The organism is Ruegeria sp. AA3 (assembly GCF_056542905.1).
The window spans coordinates 292684-311053 of sequence record NZ_JBQGAQ010000005.1 but is presented as its reverse complement, the minus strand read 5'-3'; the positions used below and the strand labels follow the sequence as shown (position 1 = coordinate 311053).

The 18370-nt window shown below is 56.2% G+C and carries 19 protein-coding genes, 1 tRNA gene and 1 pseudogene; 13 read left to right on the top strand and 8 right to left on the bottom strand.

Annotated elements, in window-relative coordinates:
* Positions 1–480 precede the first annotated feature (480 nt).
* The 4 genes from ACR0JR_RS11700 to ACR0JR_RS11685 all read left to right on the top strand — a co-directional run bounded on the left by ACR0JR_RS11700 (position 481) and on the right by ACR0JR_RS11685 (position 4374).
* Complete coding sequence (locus tag ACR0JR_RS11700) at positions 481–1230, top strand: 5-oxoprolinase subunit B family protein (protein WP_480456274.1); 750 nt, start codon at positions 481–483, stop codon at positions 1228–1230.
* Positions 1227–2222 carry a 5-oxoprolinase subunit C family protein gene (locus ACR0JR_RS11695; protein WP_480456273.1) on the top strand — a complete coding sequence of 332 codons (996 nt, stop codon included), beginning with the start codon at positions 1227–1229 and terminating at the stop codon, positions 2220–2222. Before ACR0JR_RS11700 ends, ACR0JR_RS11695 begins: the two co-directional genes overlap by 4 nt.
* A 12-nt stretch (positions 2223–2234) precedes the next feature.
* The gene (locus ACR0JR_RS11690; RefSeq protein WP_480456272.1) at positions 2235–2996 is read left to right on the top strand and encodes a LamB/YcsF family protein; all 762 of its coding nucleotides are present in this window, start codon (positions 2235–2237) and stop codon (positions 2994–2996) included.
* Between the two features lie 130 nt (positions 2997–3126).
* A complete protein-coding gene (locus ACR0JR_RS11685) occupies positions 3127–4374 on the top strand; it encodes a hypothetical protein (protein ID WP_480456271.1) in 1248 nt (415 codons plus the stop codon).
* A gap of 64 nt (positions 4375–4438) precedes the next feature.
* On the opposite strand, the gene ACR0JR_RS11680 is transcribed toward ACR0JR_RS11685, so the two are convergent.
* Both ACR0JR_RS11680 and ACR0JR_RS11675 read right to left on the bottom strand, forming a co-directional pair.
* On the bottom strand, positions 4439–5818 hold the full coding sequence (locus tag ACR0JR_RS11680; RefSeq protein WP_170544889.1) for a D-alanyl-D-alanine carboxypeptidase family protein: 1380 nt from the start codon (positions 5816–5818) through the stop codon (positions 4439–4441).
* 280 nt (positions 5819–6098) lie between these two features.
* A complete protein-coding gene (locus ACR0JR_RS11675; protein ID WP_480456270.1) occupies positions 6099–6800 on the bottom strand; it encodes an HAD family hydrolase in 702 nt (233 codons plus the stop codon).
* A gap of 94 nt (positions 6801–6894) precedes the next feature.
* Between ACR0JR_RS11675 and clpS the strand changes: the two genes are divergently transcribed.
* From clpS to hemF, 4 genes are read left to right on the top strand one after another with little or no spacing between them, the layout of a single operon-like run.
* On the top strand, positions 6895–7236 hold the full coding sequence (gene clpS, locus ACR0JR_RS11670; RefSeq protein ID WP_010442434.1) for an ATP-dependent Clp protease adapter ClpS: 342 nt from the start codon (positions 6895–6897) through the stop codon (positions 7234–7236).
* Between the two features lie 9 nt (positions 7237–7245).
* A complete protein-coding gene (locus ACR0JR_RS11665) occupies positions 7246–8208 on the top strand; it encodes a class I SAM-dependent methyltransferase (RefSeq protein WP_480456268.1) in 963 nt (320 codons plus the stop codon).
* Positions 8209–8245: 37 nt separating this feature from the next.
* Positions 8246–9046, top strand: a complete 801-nt coding sequence (locus tag ACR0JR_RS11660) for an SDR family NAD(P)-dependent oxidoreductase (RefSeq protein ID WP_170474569.1) — start codon at positions 8246–8248, stop codon at positions 9044–9046.
* Between the two features lie 5 nt (positions 9047–9051).
* Positions 9052–9936, top strand: coding sequence for an oxygen-dependent coproporphyrinogen oxidase (gene hemF, locus ACR0JR_RS11655; RefSeq protein ID WP_010442437.1), 885 nt, complete (start codon positions 9052–9054; stop codon positions 9934–9936).
* A 3-nt stretch (positions 9937–9939) separates the two neighbouring features.
* Here hemF and ACR0JR_RS11650 read toward each other — a convergent pair whose 3' ends face one another.
* Positions 9940–10347, bottom strand: coding sequence for a hypothetical protein (locus ACR0JR_RS11650; RefSeq protein WP_480456267.1), 408 nt, complete (start codon positions 10345–10347; stop codon positions 9940–9942).
* Between the two features lie 191 nt (positions 10348–10538).
* Between ACR0JR_RS11650 and ACR0JR_RS11645 the strand changes: the two genes are divergently transcribed.
* Both ACR0JR_RS11645 and ACR0JR_RS11640 read left to right on the top strand, forming a co-directional pair.
* Positions 10539–11051 (top strand): toxin-activating lysine-acyltransferase, encoded by a 513-nt coding sequence (locus ACR0JR_RS11645; protein ID WP_480456266.1) that lies wholly within the window; start codon positions 10539–10541, stop codon positions 11049–11051.
* A gap of 1 nt (position 11052) precedes the next feature.
* Complete coding sequence (locus tag ACR0JR_RS11640; RefSeq protein ID WP_170781142.1) at positions 11053–11964, top strand: Hint domain-containing protein; 912 nt, start codon at positions 11053–11055, stop codon at positions 11962–11964.
* 3 nt (positions 11965–11967) lie between these two features.
* Here ACR0JR_RS11640 and modC read toward each other — a convergent pair whose 3' ends face one another.
* The 3 genes from modC to modA are packed head-to-tail and all read right to left on the bottom strand — an operon-like array spanning position 11968 to position 14505.
* A complete protein-coding gene (modC, locus tag ACR0JR_RS11635) occupies positions 11968–13059 on the bottom strand; it encodes a molybdenum ABC transporter ATP-binding protein (RefSeq protein ID WP_480456265.1) in 1092 nt (363 codons plus the stop codon).
* Positions 13056–13748: a molybdate ABC transporter permease subunit gene (gene modB, locus ACR0JR_RS11630; protein ID WP_170544370.1), complete on the bottom strand. Its 693-nt coding sequence runs from the start codon at positions 13746–13748 to the stop codon at positions 13056–13058. The genes modC and modB overlap by 4 nt, the downstream gene beginning before the upstream one ends.
* Positions 13749–13752: 4 nt before the next feature.
* On the bottom strand, positions 13753–14505 hold the full coding sequence (modA, locus tag ACR0JR_RS11625) for a molybdate ABC transporter substrate-binding protein (protein ID WP_319546229.1): 753 nt from the start codon (positions 14503–14505) through the stop codon (positions 13753–13755).
* Positions 14506–14694: 189 nt separating this feature from the next.
* On the opposite strand from modA, the gene ACR0JR_RS11620 reads away from it, so the two are divergent.
* The 3 genes and pseudogenes from ACR0JR_RS11620 to ACR0JR_RS11610 all read left to right on the top strand — a co-directional run.
* Positions 14695–15948 carry an aminotransferase class V-fold PLP-dependent enzyme gene (locus ACR0JR_RS11620; protein ID WP_480456264.1) on the top strand — a complete coding sequence of 418 codons (1254 nt, stop codon included), beginning with the start codon at positions 14695–14697 and terminating at the stop codon, positions 15946–15948.
* A gap of 84 nt (positions 15949–16032) precedes the next feature.
* Positions 16033–16108: transfer RNA gene (locus ACR0JR_RS11615), tRNA-Val, on the top strand.
* Between the two features lie 147 nt (positions 16109–16255).
* A pseudogene (locus ACR0JR_RS11610) lies at positions 16256–16438 on the top strand (DUF6538 domain-containing protein); the annotation flags it as partial.
* A gap of 410 nt (positions 16439–16848) precedes the next feature.
* Here ACR0JR_RS11610 and ACR0JR_RS11605 read toward each other — a convergent pair.
* Positions 16849–17604, bottom strand: coding sequence for an ABC transporter ATP-binding protein (locus ACR0JR_RS11605; RefSeq protein WP_170474546.1), 756 nt, complete (start codon positions 17602–17604; stop codon positions 16849–16851).
* A gap of 9 nt (positions 17605–17613) precedes the next feature.
* The gene (locus ACR0JR_RS11600) at positions 17614–18369 is read right to left on the bottom strand and encodes an ABC transporter ATP-binding protein (RefSeq protein WP_480456263.1); all 756 of its coding nucleotides are present in this window, start codon (positions 18367–18369) and stop codon (positions 17614–17616) included.
* Position 18370 lies beyond the last annotated feature (1 nt).

The window sequence follows — 18370 nt, the reverse complement described above, 5'->3', positions numbered from 1 at the left end:
ACCGTCTCTCCGATGCGTCTCAACCGTCTCTCCGGCTCGTCTCCGCCGTTCCCAGCGTCCCAGCAACCGCCTCAGCAGCGCCGGTGAAGGGCGTTCTATGCCTTACGCATTCAACGCGCAAGTGGAAAATTCAAGAAAGTCGCAAAAAACTTCAAAATCGCTTTTTAAGCTAATATATCAAATACTTACGAACTATGAATCTCACCGAATACGGTTAAAACCATCCTTCAAACCTATCAGACATACCGCTCAGGTTTCAGTGCTTGTTGGTTCAAACCCTATATATAGTGAGAGCACTACGCCACCTCCACAAGACAGGACCGACTCGATATGGAGCAGCGATTCATTTCCAATCCCGGAATCGCACCCAGCATCGGCGCCGCCGAGCGCATTGCCCAACGATCCTACAAGGCCTTGCGCATTGTCTATGGATAGGCTCAGGTCTCTCAGAAGCTCAACCGATACGCCTGTGACCGTGATATGACGACTGACACTAAGTTCCCCTTACTACGAACCGTTGGATTAGATGGTCTGTTGGTGACCTTTGCGCAAACCATGTTCGAGCAATCAAACCGCGCCGCTCTGGCATTTCGCGGCGCGGTAGAAGAACAACAGATCGACGGTGTGCTTGAGACGTCGGCCTCGCTGACATCTGCATTTATACGATTCAATCCCTCAAGCCTGTCGCATCACGACATCGAAGAGTTGATGCGCGCGATGTTGGATAGTCGCGATTGGTACGCCGCACCCTTGCCTGCAGGGCGACGATTCTGGAAAGTACCGACAGTCTACGGTACCGATCTTGCGCCACAGCTAGAAGACGCAGCGCTGGCAGCCGGATTGTCAACTACAGACGCCATCGATCGTCTCAGCCATTCGCGCGTGCGGGTACTAACCATCGGGTTCGCTCCGGGCCAACCTTATCTCGGGCCATTAGGACCCGAATTCAACATTCCACGCCTGAAAGAGCTGACGCCAATGGTGCCCGAGGGGGCGTTGGTTCTGGCAATTTCGCAATTTGTTCTGTTCTCAGGGCCAACTCCAACCGGATGGCGCCATGTAGGGCAAACCGCTTTCCGTTGCTTTCGTCCGGACATGGAGCAGAGCTTTGCCCTCAACCCCGGTGATGAGATGCAGTTCATCTCAGTCTCGCGCGAGGAACTTGAGGATATCCAGACAACGTGCACCGATGGTTCTGGCGGTGCGAGTTGCAGGGAGATCACGGCATGACGCTGATCGTCCATCGCATCGGTCCAGCTTGCACGGTTCAGGATCAAGGGCGTACTGGGTATCTGGATCAAGGCCTGTCACGTTCGGGTGCCGCAGATGTAATGGCGCTTTACGAAGGAGCCGCCTTGCTGGGTAACGCCCCAAAGTGCGCAGCACTGGAAATGGCGGGGATGGGGGGCGAGTTCGAGGCAACCGTGCCAACCGCCATCGCGCTAACCGGCGCACCTATGCAGGCCAGTATCGATGGCAGCCCGGTTCTGTGGAATGCCTCGCACCAGATGGAAGTCGGACAGCGACTGGTAATCGGGTCGGTTCAACAGGGCAGTTATGGGTATCTACACTTGGGCGGCGGGGTCGAGACCGAAATGACACTGGGCTCTCGCGCGGCACATCTGACCGCCAGGATCGGGCGCGCTGTTCGGGCCGGCGATCGACTGCCCGCACCCGGAGCGGGTACGACGGGCCTGAAGTTGCGTGCCGACGATAGATTCTCGGGAGGCTTGCTGCGGGTCGTGGCCAGCTTTCAAACGGCGCTGTTCGATGAAGGTACACTCGCGCGGTTTACACGAACGACATTCCACCGTGGCGCCCGGGCCAACCGGATGGGCATGCAGCTAGATAGCGAAGGCGACGGCTTCGCTGCCAAAGGCCAGTTAGACATCCTGTCAGAAGTTATAACCCCCGGCGATATTCAGATGACCGGTACCGGTGCGCCCTTCATCTTACTTCCCGAATGCCAGACCACCGGAGGCTACCCGCGCATCGCAACCGTCCTACCCTGTGATCTGCCCCGCGCGGCACAGACCCCGGCGGGGGGCGAGGTTCGGTTCGAGTTTGTATCGATGGAACAAGCTGTGACACTACAAGTCGCTTTTGACGCCGAACTGGCCCGCATACCGGGGCGCGTCGAACCCTTGGTCCGCGATCCACATGACATACCGGACCTTCTGTCCTACCAATTGATCAGCGGAATGATCTCTGCCACCGAATAAGGAGTTATCGCGATGCCGAGCGTCGATCTGAATGCAGATATGGGCGAGAGCTTTGGCCCCTGGAACATGGGGGATGATGAAATTCTTCTGAAGATCATCACTTCGGCCAATATCGCCTGTGGCTTTCACGCCGGTGACCCGGATGTGATGGCCAAGACCATGACTCTGGCGGCCGAGAACGGTGTTGGTATTGGCGCGCATCCCGGTTTTCCCGATCTACAGGGGTTCGGGCGTCGAAACATGAAAGTGCCTCATGACAGTTTGCGCAATCTTGTGCGTTATCAATTCGGATCGGCCATCGGTATGGCCAAGGCCGTAGGTACAAAAGTCCGGCACCTCAAATTGCACGGCGCACTGGCCAATATGTGCTCGGCCGATATCGACATGGCGCGCGCCTGTTATCAGGGCGCGCTGGATGTCGACCCCGACATCATCATAATGGTGCTTGCGGTGACCAAGCAGGAAGCAGCTGTGCGCGAGCTAGGTTGCAAATGGGTGGGTGAGATCTTTGCGGATCGCGCCTACAACGACGACGGCACGTTGGTAGACCGGTCCTTGCCGGGGGCGGTCATCCATGATCCCGCGATGGCAGGGCCGCGCATCCTGAACATGGTGAAAGAAGGTGCGATCATCACCGAATCCGGCAAGCGGCTAGAGACTTCAATTGATACGATATGCCTGCATGGTGATGGCCCGACGGCGGTTCAGATCGCGCGCTCGGTGCGCGAGAACCTGATCGCGGGCGGCGTCAAGGTCACAAAGTTCATCCGCTAGTCACAACAACGTAACTTTCGAACCCCATCTCCAAACTGTTGCCCATGCAGGCCTTAGCGCCTAGCATGCGTGGCAAGTGCATGATCTGACTACCACAAATCCAAGCAACGCGCCGCAAGGAGATGAGCCTATGTCTTTCGATCTGATGTCTTACCAGCCAAGGGGCGACAAGAAGAACTCGGACTTCTTCACCGAATATCTGCCCAGGATTTACGAGCGTCGCATCAGCTCGGGCATCGCGGATCAGGTAGGCGCGATGCGCGCGATCGTCATTCAGGTTGAAACCGATGCGCTGTTCGACACGTTGGTCGAACTTTATGTAATGACCCCCTATCGCCATACTGCCAGCTATCTGGGCCAGACGCATAAGTTCGCGATCATGCACTCACATGCCGATTATCCGGCGCTGATCCTGATGGCTCCGCTCAGCCCGGCATTCGAGGATTTCATTCCCCGCATCAACCGCATGTACCCGCTGGCGCGTGGCAAGCCGCAGACACGCTATGTAGGCGAGATTTATGGGGCCACCAATCTGAAGGCGCTGACCGGAACGCTGGAGGATCAGAATATTCGGTTCGAATATTCCGGGGATACGGAAAACCCATTCTACACGTTGGACGGATACCGGTTTACGACTCCGTCGGATTTCACGTGCAACCGCGTCGGCTATTCAACGCATGATTTCAACGACACCGACAGTCTGGGGCTTGGCGATCGCGTGATGCTGAGCGATGCGGAACAAGCGCGGCTGGATCAGGCCGCAGCCTTCGGCGCCGACAGCAAAATCTCTCCGCTGATGCTGGGGATCGATCACCTCGCCACGCGGGTTCTCGCCGGAGAGCGCGAGGACGCGATCCTTGAGTTTCTGACCATGGTCCCCTATTATTTCTGGGGGGCGTACAACATCTTTGACATGAACTCGTCAACCAACGTGAACCGTAACGCCAATGTGGATGACGACAAGAAATCCCCCGCCAAGGTCTTCACCGCCAACAACACGCCATCCTTCGTAAATTCCTTCGCCAAACTGCCGATGCCGACCGAGGATTTCGTGCGCAACTTTGGACGCCGCCTGCACCACATGGCAGTCGAGATTCAGGATGGTGATCATGCCGCAGGTGAGAAAAATGTCGATTTCGTAGTGAATACGCTCAAAGACAAAGGTGTGCCATTTCTTGCCCATGTGGTGGGCGAGTGCAAAGACGATCCGAATCTTAAACAGATCTTCTCGAAGCACTCGAAACATACATTGCTGATCACCGAGTATATCGAGCGCTGCCATCACTATGATGGCTTCTTTACCAAAGACAATGTTGCTGCCCTGACCGCTGCCGCCGGGCAGGACGAACAGTACCAGCATGGTCACGTTTTCGACTGATCGGATGGAAAAAGGGCTGCGAGATCATCGCAGCCCAGACCCATCCAGGAGAGTATGTCGAGTCTTATGACGGCCCGATCATGAAACATGTGACGTTGCGCGCTTGCAACCGGCGGCATGCCAGATCGGCCTGTTCGCGGGTCATGCCCTGAAAGGTCGCATCAAACCCGCGCGCGCTCTGGTTCACCTTGCGCAACGTGCCTTCCAAAGTAGTCATTTCCGACAGCGCGGTTTTCAGCAAAACTTTCTCGGCCTCGTATCGCGTGGTGTATCGGCCCACATTGACACCCCACAGGTGACCGCCGGATGTGGACAGGCGGGTAACCACTTCGGGTTCCGGCTCTGGCTGTCTGGCCGGTTCAACCGAGGCAAGAACCACATCCCCAGGCCGCGAAACTGGTCGTGTTGCGCTGTCCGCAGGTGCGATATCCGCTGCCGCAATGGCGGCGGCAATACCGTCTTGAATACGGGAACCATTTTTCTCGGCCGTTTCGGCAACTGCACCTGCTACTTGCACAGCAGCGGCTGCCGTCGGACGCAGGACCGGGCGCAAGCTTTTCTTCGGTGGACCAACCTGAGCGACCTGTACGGTGCCCAGCCCCGTGTTTCCGGCATACGCCGGGCGGGCAGGCTTGCGGATCGGCGCGCGCGAGGGGGCACGGCGGAAACCCATATCCAGAAGTTCAGCTACACGGGCGTTACGTGATGCGCCGGATTTGCCGCCGAAGACCGTGGCAATGATGCGTTCATCCTTGCGTTTGGCTGAAGCAACAAGGTTAAATCCGGCCGCGCGGGTATAGCCGGTCTTGATCCCATCGGCGCCCCTGTAGGCCGCCAGCAGGCGGCGGTTGGTGTTCGGAACGGTCTTGATCCCGGCATGAGTCGATTGGCGCGAGAACAGATTATAATATTGCGGATAATCATACAGCAGATGACGGCCCAGCGTGGTCATGTCGCGCGCGGTCGACAAGTGGCCCGACTCGGTCAGACCATGCGCGTTCTTGAAGGTCGTCCGGCTCATCCCCATCGCCTTGGCGGTACGGGTCATGCGACGGGCAAAGGCCGCCTCGGAACCGCTGAGCGCGATACCTATGGCGGTCGCCGCATCATTGGCCGATTTCACTGCCGCTGCCCGGATCAGATAACGAAACGCGATTCGCTGGCCGGTGCGCAATCCCAGCTTGGACGGCGGTTCAGCCGCCGCCTTCTTGGTGATCCTAACTTGAGTGTCCAATGTGATCTCACCATTCCGCACCGCCTCAAACGCGATGTAGAGGGTCATCATTTTGGTCAGCGATGCCGGATGGAGCCGCGTGTCGGCATTACGGGAATGCAGCACTTCCCCGGTGCGCGCGTCGATAACCATGGCTGCGTAGGGGGCCGCCACGCCTTGAAGTGGCGCAAAAGAAAGCAGCCACAGGAATGCTATAAGGAATAAGCCCATTCGGGCCGGAACTGTCCGCCGAATCTGCACGATCTTTGCCTCTGTCTGCCTCGCGCCGCCGGGTTTTCCCGGTCAGCAATTTTTATTTTGATATTGATCAGGCTAACACAGGGACGGGCTTAAAGAAACTGAAAGCTGCGTGTCGTTACACCCACTCCGACCCATTACTGCACTACATGTGGTAGTAGTTGCGCGCCCAGACACCAAACCCGCGATTACGCCAAAAATCAGGCAAGCCAATCCATCGAATTTTTCGCAACTGATGTGAAACGGCAACAGGTCAGGAAATCCGGGCAACCAGAGCCGAGAGATCGCCCAGATCGCGCAACTCACAAAATCTGGGATTGCCGGCCGGAGTTTCAGCCTTCTCAATTTCCCAGACCAGCCCGTGGGGCACATACACGCCCCAGCACCCCGCTTCGATGGGCGCCACCACGTCAGACCGCATCGAGTTTCCGATCATCATTGAGGCCTCGGGACCATCCCCATGCTGCGCGAAAATCGTCGAATAAGTCGCCGCTGTTTTCTCGGACACGATTTCGATCCCGTCAAATAACTCACCCAATCCGGATTGCGCCAGCTTACGCTCCTGATCGATCAGGTCGCCCTTGGTGATCAGCAAAACCCTGTGCGTTTCGGCCACCGACTCGATGGCCTCGCGCGCATGGGGGAGCAGTTCGATGGGATGCGCCAGCATCTCCTGCCCCGCTTCAACAAGTTGGCGGATGACGCGCGCCGGAACGCGATCTTCCGTCACCTCAATCGCTGTCTCGATCATCGATAGGGTAAAACCCTTGATGCCATACCCATAGTGCTGGATGTTCCGCTTTTCAGCGGCAAGTAGACGTTCCATCAGGTGATCACGCTCGGCGTGATCGACCAGCAATTCGGCAAAATAGGTCTGCGTCAGCTGAAAAAACCGCTCGTTATGCCACAGCGTGTCATCCGCATCGAACGCGATTGTGGTCAATTTGTCCTGCATTGCGATTCCGACTCGTAGCTCTTTTCTCTGACCACAGTGACGTTATATAAGCCCTCAAACAAACCGAAGCTTGAATCGGGATTCTCTTACAGTAATGCGCGAACACCAGTGGATCATGTCGGACAAGGACGACCAGGACGACGACACGTCGGTCATGGTGCAAACGCGTCCCAAGACCAAGCGGCCTCCACTGTATAAGGTGTTGCTGCTGAATGACGATTACACGCCGATGGAGTTTGTGGTGCATGTGCTGGAACGGTTCTTCGGCATGACCCATGCGCAGGCGTTCGAAATCATGCTGACCGTGCACAAGAAAGGCGTCGCAGTGGTTGGCGTGTTCAGCCATGAGATTGCCGAAACCAAGGTCGGGCAAGTGATGGATTTCGCGCGCAGGCATCAGCACCCGCTGCAATGCACCATGGAACGCGAAGAATAACGCGCGGCCATGTCTCCTCGCCTTGAACTTGCCCTAAGCAGCGGGCTTAGCCTGTCACAACCTCTGACCGTGCTGGCGCCAACCCCCAACCACGATCTGTCAGACCTGCCGCACGAGACGCAGGTGGTACAACCCTTCAAACCCTTTCACGATCATTTTGCCGCGCAAGGTTTTGTGGCAACGCCCAACAGTGACGCGCCCAGCCAGGATGCTATCGTCTTCCTGCCGCGTGCCAAAGCGCTGGCCCGGGCGTTGGTTCATCAGGCTTGCAGCCGCGCCAGCGGGATCATTGTGGTGGACGGGGCCAAAACCGATGGCGTCGACAGTTTGCTGAAAGAAATCCGCAAGCGGGTCGCAATCAACGGGCCGATTTCGAAAGCGCATGGCAAGATTTTCTGGTTTCAGTCTGATGCGGACGCGTTTGCCGACTGGGCTGCGCCTGAAAACCAAATGGTCGACGGATTCCACACCGCACCCGGTGTGTTTTCCGCTGACGGTATCGATCCTGCCTCAGCCCTGCTGCAGAGGTCTCTGCCAACCAAGCGCGTTACGCGCATTGCTGATCTGGGCGCAGGCTGGGGCTTTCTGTCCGCCGGGCTGATCGACGACACCTTGCACAGCCTGCATTTGGTTGAGGCGGATCACACCGCACTCACCTGTGCCCGCTCCAACGTCACCGACCCTCGTGCGCAGTTCCACTGGGCCGACGCAACCAATTGGACCGCACCCGAGCCACTGGACATGGTGATCATGAACCCGCCGTTTCACACCTCGCGCAGTGCTGACCCGGCCCTTGGGCAGGGATTCATCGCAAACGCCGCACGAAACCTAACACGCAACGGGCAAATCTGGATGGTTGCCAATCGCCACCTACCCTACGAAGCCACCCTGGCCGAGTTCTTCACGCGCGTTGAAGAAGTCGCAGGAGACAACCGATTCAAGGTATTTCATGCCTCTCGCCCTCGGGGCTGAGGCCCGCTAACCTGCGCCAGAACTCAGGAGGATTCGCATGTCCTTTTCAATCGCGGGCAAGACCGCAATCGTCACCGGCGGTGCCAACGGCATCGGGCTTGCCATCGGGCGGCATTTTGCGGATGCAGGTGCCAATGTCATGTTTGCCGACATGGATGAAAAACGCCTGTCTGAAGAGCTGGGTGAACAGGCGGATGACAGCAATATCCGTTATTTTGCGGGCGATCTGCGCGAAAAGCTGACAATCGCCAACCTACTCTCGGCAACGCTGGATGCTTTCGATCAAGTGGATATCCTGATCAATGGCGCACGGCAGGTCATCCCATCAGACCCGCTCGACGCGGATGATGACTCGGTCCGTACATTGTTGAACCAGAACCTGATGCCTGCGCTGAGACTGAGCCAACTGGTCGCCAAGCGGTTCATCAAACAGGCTGATGGTGACACCGAGAACCCTGCAGGTTCGATCATCAACCTGTCCTCGATTGCTGCGCGCCGAACCCACCCGGACCTGATGGCCTACTCGGTCTCAACAGCCGCGCTGGATCAGATGACCCGTTCGCTTGCTGTAGCATTGGCGCCGAGCCGCATCCGCGTGAACTCAATTGCTCTGGGATCGGTAATGAGCGCCTCGTTGCAATCCACATTGAAGGAAAATCGCGACTTCCGTGATGATATCGAAAAACACACGCCCCTGGCGCGAATTGCAGCACCTAACGAACTGGCCGAAACAGCGCAGTTCCTTGCATCGGATGCCGCGGGTTTCATGACAGGGCAAATCCTGACCATTGACGGCGGCCGCACCCTGCTAGACCCGGTCGCGGCACCAGCTCATTGACATCGATGTTTGACACAGAAAAAAACACCGCCTCCGCATGGTTTCGCCAATTGCGCGATGAGATCATCATGGCGTTCGAAGCGCTTGAGGAAAGCCACGCCGCTGGCCCATTCTCAGACAATCAACCGGGCCGTTTTGAAGTGAAAGAAACCACCCGGCAATCCGACGATGGCTCGGACGCTGGTGGCGGCTTGATGTCCGTTATCCGCGGCGGTCGCGTGTTCGAAAAAGTGGGCGTTAATGTTTCAACCGTTTACGGCACACTAGGCGAACGCGCGCAGAATGCGATGGCTGCGCGCAAGGGCATTCCCGGAATGAAAGATGACCCGCGTTTCTGGGCGTCTGGCATCAGCCTGGTGGCACATATGCAGAACCCGCATGTGCCTGCGGTTCACATGAACACACGAATGTTTTGGACACCGCATGCCTGGTGGTTCGGTGGCGGGTCCGACCTGAACCCTTGCATCGAATATGACGAGGACACCTCTCATTTCCACGCCACTCAAAAGGCTCATTTGGATCCGCATGGTGCGGCGCATTATCCACGCCTCAAAGATTGGGCCGATGAATATTTCTACATCCCCCACCGCAAACGCGCACGAGGTGTTGGTGGGATATTCATGGATGACTATTGTACTGGCGACTGGCAGGCAGATTTCTCCCTGACCCAGGATATTGGCCGCGCATTCCTTCCAGCGTTCTTTCCTCTGGTCGAGAAGCGTCGAATTCTGAGTTTCAATGACACGGACAAGACTACGCAGCTTGTGCATCGTGGCCTCTATGCGGAATACAATCTGGTTTACGACCGTGGCACCAAGTTTGGTCTGGAAACCGGGCATGATCCCGATGCCGTTCTCATGAGCCTGCCGCCGCTAGCGAAATGGATCTGATGGTCAGAAACCAAAATCTATGAAATTGTCATAACAATATCCCTGAGCCGACCCTGCCGTCATATTTGCTCCTACGGTTTTGACCGTGACGGAATATGTTGTGACATCTTCAGCCCCTTCAGGCGGTGACAGAGAAAACTGCACCGTACGGGCACCTCTCTCATAGGGTTTCGATATATAGATGCGTTGAGTTGCCGATGTCCGCAGCGTCCGGATCGCAAAATCACCGATCCCGCACCAATAGGCCACTGGCGCTGATGTACCGATCGCAGCCACCTCGTAGGTGCCATCATTCAATGGCGTGACTGTTGTTCGAAATGCGGGCCGCACACCCACACCGAAGCCAACAGCTTGTGAAAGTGTGGGGGACACCAAAGCAGCCACCAGGCATGCAAGCTTCGGAATTCGCATATCCAATACCTCATTCGATAACTTCGATCGACGCCATCAAAGCGTGAATTCAATCAATAACATACCATGACAGCATTCTTGCTTCTGGTACAATGTCGAATTCGTGCGCCCTTGGTTACCCACCATGAAAATCCTTTCATTGAATATGATCCGCGCTATGATCTAGGGAACCGTAGTTTCCAGAGTGACCCGTGCAGACGTCATTTCCAAAAGACTGGTTCGATATTTCTCCTGAAAAATACGCCGATTTCGGTGCAGTGTTTTATCTCGCGGCACTGACCAAAACACATCGGGATCGCAACTTAGGTCAGGCGCTTTATGCCTTTGAAACGCCCTTGCGTCTGGGGCAGTATCATATCTTTCGGCAAAACGGATTTCCGCGCGGGTTTGTGACTTTCGCCGGTCTAAGCCCTGAAGCCGAACATCGCTATGCGGTACAGGAACAGCCGTTGAATGACACCGATTTCACCAGCGGTACGTCTTTCTGGATCATCGACATGGTCGCTCCGTTTGGTCAGACCAACCAAATTGTCGAGATGCTAAAACGCGAGATCCCACATCCCCGGGTGCGCACTAACCGGATGGACAGCGACCTGACCCGAAACCGAATCGTCGAATGGACCCGTGACCAGAACGCTGAGGTGCACATGCGCCTTTACAGAAAAAATGAATTCGCGCGAGTGCTAGAGCAGGAGGGATCATAACATGGTCTCGATAGTCGGCGATACAACAGGTTCGGTGACAGATGATCCACCGAATGTGGCAACCGGTGATCTTGATATTACCAGCGGTGCCACCATCGTCTCGCAGGACTGGTCAATCCAGACGCCGCCCGATCACGGGACAGCCAGCATAGATCCAGCTACAGGCGAATGGACCTATACGGTCGACCCTACCTTTTTCGACAGTTTGGATAATGGCGAAATCGTCACCGATACGTTCACGGTTGAAGTCAACGCCGTCGTCAGCGTCTTCGGCTTTAATTTTAATGCAGCTCCGGAAACAACCGATGTCACCATCACAATTGAAGGTGTGTGTTTTACTGCAGGCACGTTGATCGAGACCGAAGTCGGTTCGCAACCTATCGAAAACCTTCAGGTGAATGACAAAGTGTTGACCGCCGATCACGGCTTGCAGCCCATCCGTTGGATCGAAAGCAGCCGATTGGACGGTGGGCGATTACGTGCGAACCCTTCAATGCGACCGGTGCGGCTTACTGCAGGCAGTCTTGGGCCAGATATTCCATCCCGTGACCTTCTGGTCTCTCAACAGCATCGAATTCTGATAAGTGGTCCCAAGGTCCAGATGCTATTTGGTGCGCCCGAAGTATTGGTCGCCGCAAAACACCTTTGCTCCTGGCCGGGCATCGATATCGAAACAAGCGACCAGCCTGTCGAGTATTTGCATATCCTTCTGGACAGGCACGAGATTCTAACCGCCGAAGGGGCGCCAGCTGAAAGCCTATTTCTGGGTGAAGAAACTCTTTACACGCTTTCGTCTGACGCATTGCAAGAACTCGTCGAGATTTTCCCCAACCGCGCGACAGACGAACACAACGGATTCGGAAATGCCGCGCGCCTTGTCCTGCGCGAGCAAGAGGCGCGCGCACTTGCCTAATCCTTAGACGACCCGCCCACCAACATCCTGCGGGGCCAGCGCGACAGTCTTGATCACCGCATAGCAACTGCTGCCCTGCTGCAACCCCAAGGCCGCGACCGAGCGTCGGGTCACGCGGGCCAAAACAATCCCAGCAGGTGTGTTGACCGACACAATGGCACCTGGCCCTTCGCCTGATCGGATCGTTTCGACCTGCCCAGAAAGCACGTTCAGGGCTGACAGCCCTTCTGGTGGTATGTTCGACAAGATCACCTCTTGCGCCGGGATACGGATACGCAGGTCTTCGCCGATCCGGTGCGCAATGCGTGGCAGGAACAACCGCGCCCCACCTGCGTCCAATTCAGATAAACCATCATCGTGATGAGCCGCCACGCGAACGCTTAGCACCGCACCCACGGCGCGCACACCGGCGGGGGCAACTGACGGGTCGGCCAGCACTTCGGACGCAGGGCCAAAGCGTACCACCTGCCCATCCTGAAGCGCCACGACCGATGTCGCCAACCGCGCAACCTCGGCCGCCGAATGTGTTACATAGAGGATTGGAACCGAGACCTCATCCCTTAACCGTTCAAAATAGGGCAGGATTTCCGCCTTCCTCGCATCGTCAAGCGCCGCTAAAGGCTCGTCTGCAAGAATCAGGCGCGGGCTGGCCAATAAGGCGCGGCCAATGGCGACGCGCTGTTTCTCACCGCCCGACAGCATAGCCGGGCGCCGATCCAGCAGGTGGCCGATGCCCAACATCTCGATCACGCGATCCGGGTTTTCGCGCTGTACCCCGCGCGGGGCAAACCAACGACCATAGTTCAGATTCTGACGCACAGTCAGATGCGGGAACAAGCGGCCTTCCTGAAAGATGTATCCCAATCGCCGCCGATGTGGCGGCAGCCAAACCCCGCAATCCGTGTCGAACAAAACCCGATCACCCACTGCAACACGTCCCGCTTGGGGACGCAGCAACCCGGCTACGGCATTGACCACCGTGGTCTTCCCGGAACCCGAGCGCCCAAAAAGGACTGTGACACCCGGAGGCGCTTCAAAATCCAAATCGAGCGCAATACTCGACAGATTATGTTGCATGCGAACGGACAGACTCATGACCCTGCCACCCGTTTGGCCACACGGCGGCCCACATATTCTGACAAGAGCAGCGCCCCCATGGCGATTATGATCGAGATGATCACCAATCGCGTCGCCGCCGCCTCACCCCCGGGCACCTGCAAAAACGCATAGACGGCGGAAGGCAGAGTCTGGGTCTGGCCCGGTATATTAGAAACAAAAGTGATCGTGGCCCCGAACTCTCCCATCGCTTTGGCAAAGGCCAGTATTGCGCCTGCGATAACCCCAGGCAGGATCATCGGCAGCGTCACCGTTCCAAAGACCATCAGACGCGACGCACCCAACGTAGCCCCGGCCTGCTCCAGTTTGGGATCCACCGCCTCAATCGACAAACGGATCGCGCGCACCATCAGTGGAAAGGCCATGATCCCAGCGGCAAGCGCCGCACCGGTCCAGCGGAATGCGAAAACGATACCAAGCTCGGCCAACGGCCCACCCAGCGGCCCCTGAATGCCGAATGTCAGCAGCAACAGATAGCCGGTTACGACCGGAGGTAGGATCAGCGGCAAATGCACCAGACCATTCAACACTTGCCGCCCCGGAAAGCGCCAACGCGCCAAGGCGTAGGCCACGAAGATTCCGAATGGCAGCGTTATTAGCGTCGCCCAGAGCGACACGCGCAACGACAGGTGCAACGCCTCGATCTCTGCTGGTCCCAACCACCCCATCTCGTCACCCGTCCGGCAGGGTGAAACCCTGCCTCAGAAACTCTGCCTGCGCGGTTTCTCCTTGCAGATAGGTCAGAAATGCCTGCGCATCTGGATTTGCGGTGCGGGTCAGGGCTGCAGGGTAGACAATTGTCGGATAATGCTCAGGCGGGATTGTTCCGATCACACCCACCCGATCCTCGGCAATTGCATCTGAACGATACACAATTCCCAGCGGTGCAGCACCCGTCGCCACCAGCGCCAGTGCTGCGCGAACATTATCTGTCTGTGCGATCTGGTCCTGTACTTCGTTCCACATGCCCAAACCCTGCAAGGCAGCCTTACCATAGATACCTGCAGGGACGGCATCGACCAATGCCAACGCCAGATAACCCCCATCCAACTGGGAGAGCAGATCAAACCCAGCTCCAATTTCGGCGGCTTCCGAACTCGGCGCGCCAATCAGCACCAACCCGTTGCTTAGCAAGTCCACCCGTGAAACAGTATCGATCAAATCTTCGCTTTGCAGCACATCCATCCACTCTTCATTGGCCGAGATGAACAGATCTGCAGGGGCCCCAACCTGAATCTGCCGCGCCAATACCGATGAAGCGGCGTAAGACACCGTGACACTGTGCCCGGATTCTTCCTCGAACCCGGGTGCGATGGCATCCAGCGCGGTCTTGAGGCTGGCCGCAGCAAAGACCAGCACCCCCTCGGCCCGAACCGGAGCTGCGATCAGCGTGCATAACGCCAGAGCCGCAATCAGACAGCGCATCTTGTGCCTCCGGTTCAAAGGGTTGCAGTCTCTCTGGGCATATCGGAGGCGACACGGGGCAGGCAAGGCCCTTTCCCGGCGCAAGGAGACATCTGGTTCTACTACGACACGCGTTTCTGTCGCAATTGGGATTGAACCCGGCAGGCATTCAGGCTGATGTGAGCCAAACCAAGACAGGAACCGTTGAACATGCTGCACCAGACCCCCGGACTGATTGAAGAAATCCGCTTACGCTTTGCCCATGTCGACGCCTGCCCGTTTCAGGGGCCACGCATTTTCTTTGAAAATGCAGGCGGTGCACTGACCCTGAATACGGTGATCGACACCTCGGCCAAATTCGCTGCAATCCCGGATAATCAGGGGCGCGACAACGTTGCCAGTCATGCGCTGGTCGATATCATCAACCGCGCGAAGGCAGATTTATCTGTCTTCATGAACGCCTCGGAAGGTCAGTTCTTTGTCGGCGAAAGCGGGACAGAGCTGCTGTTCCGCATGATCCGCACAGCCTGCGTGAATGCACCGAAGGGGGGTAAGGTGATCGGCAGCTCCATCGAACACCCCGCAAGTCGCAGCGCCGCACGCAGATGGGCTGAAATCGCCAGCCTTGACTATGTCAATGTGCCCCATGACGACGCAACGGGCCTTGTCACCGCCGAAGACTATGCAGCGCTTATGACCCCGGAAGTGGCCGTCGCCACGATCCTGCACGCCTCGCCTGTAACGGGCATGGGGATGGATGTGGCTGCCATAGCGCGTGTCATCCGCGCTGTCGCACCCGATTGCATCATAATCGTCGACGGCATTCAGCACGCAGCCCATGGCCAGATGGATATCGATAGCTACGACGTCGATGGTTATGCGATCTCGCCCTACAAAGTGTTCTCACGCCATGGTTATGGCATCGCGTGGATCTCGAACCGCTTAACTGCCCTGCCGCACGACCAGCTGATCGACGCCCCTGCAAACGGATGGGAATTTGGCACTAGAGACACCGGCTCATACGCCGCGATATCCGACGTGGTCGGCTATTTCGACTGGCTCGGCGGACAGGTCTCTGAGAAAATTGATCGCAGGGACCGCATCCGCGCCGCCGGCCATGCGATACATGCCTACGAAACATACCTGACCAATGTTATGATCAACGGTACAGGCAACCTGCCCGGTCTGAGCGATATGGACCACATCACGATACTGGCCGGTGCCGACAATCCTGCGCGCGAAGGGCTGGTCTCGATCACTGTCGAGGGTTTTCCGTCGGCGGATGTGGTGACCCGGTTGAACCAACAAGGCATCCGTACCCATACCCGAAAAGCGGACCACTACAGCGGCAATGTGCTGACACCTTTAGGCCTGAACGACTGTATCCGCATCTCGCTTTGCCACTACAACACCGAACATGAGGTCGCGCAGCTCTTGGTCGCTCTCAAGGACATGAAACCCTGATCTGCAGCGCGGTACAAATTTGCAGAAGAAATTGTGCCCTACCCTCTTGCGCCCGCGCACGGGCTTAGCTACATGAGCCCTCACGGGTGATTAGCTCAGTTGGTAGAGCGCTTCGTTTACACCGAAGATGTCGGGAGTTCGAGTCTCTCATCACCCACCATCCCCCCTCAATTTCAATGGCTTACTCTGGGTCTTGAAACGAGAACTTGGAGACTATTTGAGGATAAATGCACGAGAATCGAAACCTCGAAACCGTGTTGGACCGCCCAGAGGATTGTTCCCCAGAGGTTAAGGGTACGCTCTCAGGGGAGCTGTACCAACTGATTACCAAGGAATTGTTGGCAAACGAGAGATTGTCAAAGGATTGGGAACTCAGGACCTAGCCGAAGCCTTGAAACGTCGTCCAAATGTCCTTGTGGAAATCCTTGAAGGACAAACACCGTCTCGGCCAGTTCGCCCCAATTATCCGAATCGGGAGCCCGATCTTTAGAGCACCTCATCGAACTATGTCGCTACCGCAACTGCAACCTCTTTGAAACGAGATAACCTACCAAACGGCGGGGCGTAAGCCTCGCCCGAACGGGTTTGCATCTGTCTTTTTTACATAGGTTAGGTTCCAAGAGTGGTTCAGGCCGCAACGTAGGCGAGTATTCTGGGAAAAGGCAAAGCCGAGCTTTGCTGAGTTTGAATCGAACTTCCGTTCCGCGAACATAGTGGATAAAAAAATATCCTGAATATGAAAGGTTCGTCAGGTCTTCGACCACCGGATTGTATTACTCGACTGCATGGTTCGAGTTTGTTCTTTTCGCGTAAATTAGTAGACTTACAACCGAAGCAAACAGGTGCATCGGACACGTTATTAACCTGTCTTTTTGGCCTGATAAGTAAGGACTATGCGGGTTAGATCGCTAGATATTCCTCACGAAGGTTGGTGTCTTCAAGTACTTCTTTCGCTGTACCATCAAATACAATGGTTCCGGTATCTAGTATGATCGCACGGTCCGCTAACTCCAAAGCGCGCACGGCATTCTGCTCAACAATTATCGTTGTCATACCCTGTTGCTTAACGTGAGTAAGGGTCTTTTCGATTTCATCGACAATGACAGGAGCCAATCCCTCATACGGTTCATCCAAAAGTAAGACCTTGATGTCCCTCGCCAAGGCTCTGGCGATTGACAGCATTTGTTGTTCGCCTCCTGACAGTGTAATTCCTTCTTGTTTTCTGCGCTCTCCCAATCGCGGAAACAACTCGTAAAGCCGTTCCAGTGACCATCCGATTGGCGGCGCAATCTGAGCAAGCTGCAGGTTTTCTTCGACGGTCAGGCCAGGAATTATTCGCCTGTCTTCTGGTACCAGACCAAGACCAGCTGCCGCCGCCTCGTAGCTTGTCATTTTGTGTAGCGGCTTGTGGTCTAGCCAGATTTCGCCATGTCTTACTTCAGGCTCTCCAACTCTCGCAATCGAACGAAGTGTTGAGGTTTTTCCGGCACCGTTACGCCCAAGAAGAGCAAGAATCTCGCCTTCGTGTACGTTGAAACTGACGCCTTGAACGATATAGCTTTCGCCGTAGTAGGAGTGCATATCCCAAACGGAGAGAAACGCAGGCGCAGTGCTGGCCATATTGGCATTTTTCGAAAAGTCAGGTTTCTCGTTCATAGGTTTTCCTTACGCAGCCTCGCCTAGATAGGCCTCGCGAACCTTGGGGTTTCCGCGGATGTTTTCCGGAGTATCTTCAACCAGGGGTGTTCCCTGCGCCAGAACGGTGATGCGTTCGGCAAGGCTGAATACGACGTGCATATCATGCTCAATGATTGCGATGGTGATGTCGCGCTCATCCTTAATTTGTTTCAGCAAGTCGATTGTGTTGTTTGTATCCGCCCTCGCCATACCCGCGGTAGGTTCGTCTAACAGCAGTAGCCGCGGATTCTGACTGAGGCACATGCCAATCTCGAGTCGGCGCTTATCGCCACGTGAAAGCGAGGCTGCATGCATTTCGCGCTTGTCAGCCATGTTCATCTCTTCCAGCATCGCTTCAGCCTGTTCAACAATCGCCTTTTCGTTGGCGATGGTCTCATACGCATGCATCCGGAACACTCCATCCCTCATAGCAAAAATAGGGATCAACATGTTCTCAATCACCGTCAGTTCACCAAAAATCTCTGGTGTCTGGAAAACACGACTAATGCCCATCTGATTGATCTGAAAAGGTTCGAGTCCCAAAACCGAGGCGTTGTCAAACAATACGGTTCCTGTGTCCGGCATAAGCTTGCCCACAAGACAATTCAGCAGGGTCGACTTGCCAGCACCATTGGGCCCGATGATCGCATGAACCGAGTTTTCATCTACATTGAGGTTTACGTCCGTCAGCGCCTTGAGGCCGCCGAAGCGCTTGCTAACGTCTTTGACTCTTAGAATTGCCATG